The organism is Streptomyces anatolicus (assembly GCF_019400875.1).
In the GTDB taxonomy this organism is placed as follows: Bacteria; Actinomycetota; Actinomycetes; order Streptomycetales; family Streptomycetaceae; genus Streptomyces; species Streptomyces anatolicus.
This window is the reverse complement of record NZ_WMBF01000607.1, coordinates 1-3,378: the sequence shown is the minus strand read 5'-3', so window position 1 is coordinate 3,378 and position 3,378 is coordinate 1. Positions and strand designations below refer to the sequence as shown.

At 75.9% G+C, this 3,378-nt stretch carries 1 protein-coding gene and 1 pseudogene; both read left to right on the top strand.

What is annotated here, in order from left to right:
* A pseudogene (locus GKQ77_RS30290) lies at positions 1-1,412 on the top strand (ATP/GTP-binding protein); the annotation flags it as partial.
* A gap of 169 nt (positions 1,413-1,581) precedes the next feature.
* Entirely contained in the window at positions 1,582-3,309 is a 1,728-nt protein-coding gene (locus GKQ77_RS30285) for a PucR family transcriptional regulator (protein WP_219692318.1), read from the top strand.
* The last annotated feature ends 69 nt before the right edge of the window (positions 3,310-3,378 follow it).

Genomic DNA, 3,378 nt, shown 5'->3' with positions numbered 1-3,378 from the left:
CCACCTTCGTGGACACCGTCGCCCGGCATGGCGCCGCCGCCTGGCTGCACCCCTCCGGCCAGCGTGACCTGCCCGCCCGCGCCGCCGTCCACGACCCGCTCGTCGGCCAGGTCAGGATCGGCCGCTTCGCACAGGACGACCGCAACCCGTACGCCGTACGCGGCGCGGGCGCGGCGCTCGACCCCGCCGTGCTCGGCACCTCACTGCTGGCCGTGGGCCCCTCCGGCGCGGGCAAGACGGGACGGCTCATGCGCCCCGTCGCCGAATCGCTCGCCCTGGGCGCACTCACCGGGCGGTGCGCGGTCGTCGTGGTGTGCGCGGCGGGCACGGACCTCGGCGCCGACGACACGTACGACGTCGTGGTCAAGCCGGGCGACGCGGCGTCCGTGCACGACATCGACCTGTACGCGGACTGCGCCGACGCGGACGAGGCCGCCGCCTTCCTCGCCGAGGGGCTCGTCGGCGATCTCGACGCCGTCGACACCCGGCGCGCCGCCACCACCCTCGCCCAGCTGCTCGGCCCCTACCGCGCCCTGCACGGCCGCTTCCCGTCCGTGCCCGTGCTGCGGGAACTGCTCGAAGGGGACCCCGCGGGCCTCGCCGCGCTCCAGGCGGGCCTCGCCGCGGGCGGGCACGCCGCGATGCGCCGGGAACTCGACGCCCGTATGCGCCAGTCGGCCTCTCCCCACGACCCGGGCCCCGCCCTCGCCGACCGGCTCGCCCTGCTCGACCGGCCCGCCTTCGCCGACTTCTTCGATCCCGGCGGCGACGGGCACCCCTTCTCGATGCGGGCCGTCGTCCACCATCCGCTGCGGGTCAGGGTGGACCTGCCCGAGCACGGCCACGAGGAGGCGTCGCGGCTGCTGGCACGGCTGCTGCTCGCCCAGTTCTCGTACGTCGTACGCAGCCGGGCCCGGCGGCCGCACTTCGCCTGCCTGGTCCTCGACGACGCCTCCCGCACGCTCACCGCCGAGAGCGTGCGCGCCATCCAGCGGCTGCGGTCGCTCAACGCGGGCGTCGTCCTCGGTCTGCGCACGATAGGAGAGGTGCCGGAGTCGCTCCAGGGGCCGCTGTACGCGGCGGTCGGCTGCCGGATGGCCTTCTCCGGGGTGACGACCTGGGACGGGCGCCGGTTCACCGAGGCCTGGGGCACCGAGTGGATCGAGACGAAGGAAGTCGCCCAGCACACGGTCTTCGCCGACCAGCCGGTCACGCGCGCGCTGCACTCGCTGCGCAAGCTCGTCACCGGAAAGGCGGTCACCACGGACGCGGTCACCGTGCGCAAGGTCGAGCGCGAACGCTGGTCGGCCTCCGACCTCGCCCACGCGCTGCCCCCCGGCCACGCCGTGCTCTCGCTCGCCACGGTGGCGGGCGGGCACGCGCCGCCGCTGCTGGTGGATCTGCGGGGGTAGGGGGCGCGCGAAGAGGGGAGCGGTCCGGCTCGGTGCGGGGGCGTGTCGTGATGCGGCGGGGGGCGCTTGGTTACCGGGCAGTCCGTCTTGTCCCCACCGTACGGTGAGGCAGAATCGACACAGGTCGTTCATACGGACCGGCCAAAAGATCCGCAGACCTGAAGGTCCCATGCCGCCCACCCTCGCCTCGCTCGTCCACCACTCCGCGCTCAAGCTGACCGTGCGCGCGGGCGAGGAGCGCCTGGACACCCCCGTGCGCTGGGCGCACGCCAGCGAACTCGCCGACCCCGTGCCCTATATGGAGGGCGGCGAACTGCTCCTGATCACCGCGCTCAAGCTGGACGCGGAGGACCCGGAGACGATGCGGCGCTATGTGGAACGCCTCGTCGGCGCCGGAGTCGTCGGCCTCGGCTTCGCCGTCGGCGTGCACTACCCGGACATCCCGAAGGCCCTGCTCGACGCCGCCACCGAGGCGAACCTGCCGCTCATCGAGGTGCCGCGGCGCACCCCCTTCCTCGCCATCAGCAAGGCCGTCTCCGCCGCCATCTCCGAGGAGCAGTACCGCGCGGTCACCGCGGGCTTCGCCGCCCAGCGCGAACTGACCAGGCAGGCGCTGAGCGCGGGCCCCGAAGGGCTGCTCCTCGCGCTGGCCGGGCAGGTCGACGGCTGGGCCGCGCTGTACGACGCCTCCGGCGCCGCCGTCGCCGTCGCCCCGGACTGGGCCACGCGGCGGGCCGCCCGCCTCACCCCCGACGTCGAACGCCTACGCGAGCGACCGGCGCCCGCGAGCCTTGTCGTCGCGGGCGCCGAGGACCGCGTGGAGCTGCACTCGCTCGGCACCGGACGCAGGCCCCGGGCCGCGCTCGCCGTCGGCACCGCGTCCACCCTCGGCACCGCCGAGCGGTACGCGGTGCACTCCGCGATCGCCCTCCTGACGCTGACCACCGAGCGCTCACGGTCGCTGCACGCCGCCGAGCAGCGCATCGGCGCCGCCGTGCTGCGGATGCTGCTCGCGGGGGAGCCCGACCACGCGCGGACGGTCGCGGGGGACCTCTACGGCGGCCTCCTCGACGCGCCCTTCCGGCTCGTGGTCGCCGAGGCGGCGTCCGCGTCGGCGGCGCGGGTGCGCGCGGGCGCGGGCAGGGGCACGGACGCGGGTACGGGCACGGATGCGGAGGGCAGCGATGAGGGCGCCGGGGAGGTGGCCCCTTCGGCCTCCCCCGCGGTGCTCGCCGCGGTCGCCGACGCCTCGGCCGGGGGTGATCCGCTCGCCGCCCTCGTCGACGTGGTCGAGGCCGCGGCCGCCCGCTCCGGGGAGGCACTGCTCGTCGTCCCCTACGGGGAGCGGCTGGTGCTGCTCGCCGTGGACGGCGGGGCGGGGGTGCGGGCCTGCGCCCAGTACGCGGCGGCGCTGGAGGCCGGGCGGGGGAGTGCCGGGCGCGAGGTGGCGGCCTCCGGCGAGGAGGCCGAGCTGGTGATGGGCCTTTCCGCGCCGGCCGGGCCGATCGCCGCGGTCACCGCGTACAAGCAGGCCGAGCAGGCGCTGTCCGTCGCCCGGCGCCGCGGGCGTGCCCTCGTGGAGCACGAGGAGCTGGCCGCCGGTTCGGTGCTGCCGCTGCTCGCGGACGACGCGGTGCGGGCCTTCGCGGACGGGCTCCTGCGGGCGCTGCACGAACACGACGCGACGGGCCGCGGCGACCTCGTCGCCTCACTGCGGGCGTGGCTCTCCCGGCACGGCCAGTGGGACGCGGCGGCGGCCGACCTGGGCGTCCACCGGCACACGCTGCGATACCGCATGCGGAGGGTCGAGGAAATCCTGGGCCGCTCCCTGGACGACCCGGACGTCCGCATGGAGCTATGGCTCTCCCTGAAGGCAACGTCGACGGCATCCGAGTGACCTGCACAAGGGCGCCTGTCCCGACCTCGCGCTGCTGAAGCGGGGCGCCCCACCCCCGCCCTATGGCAC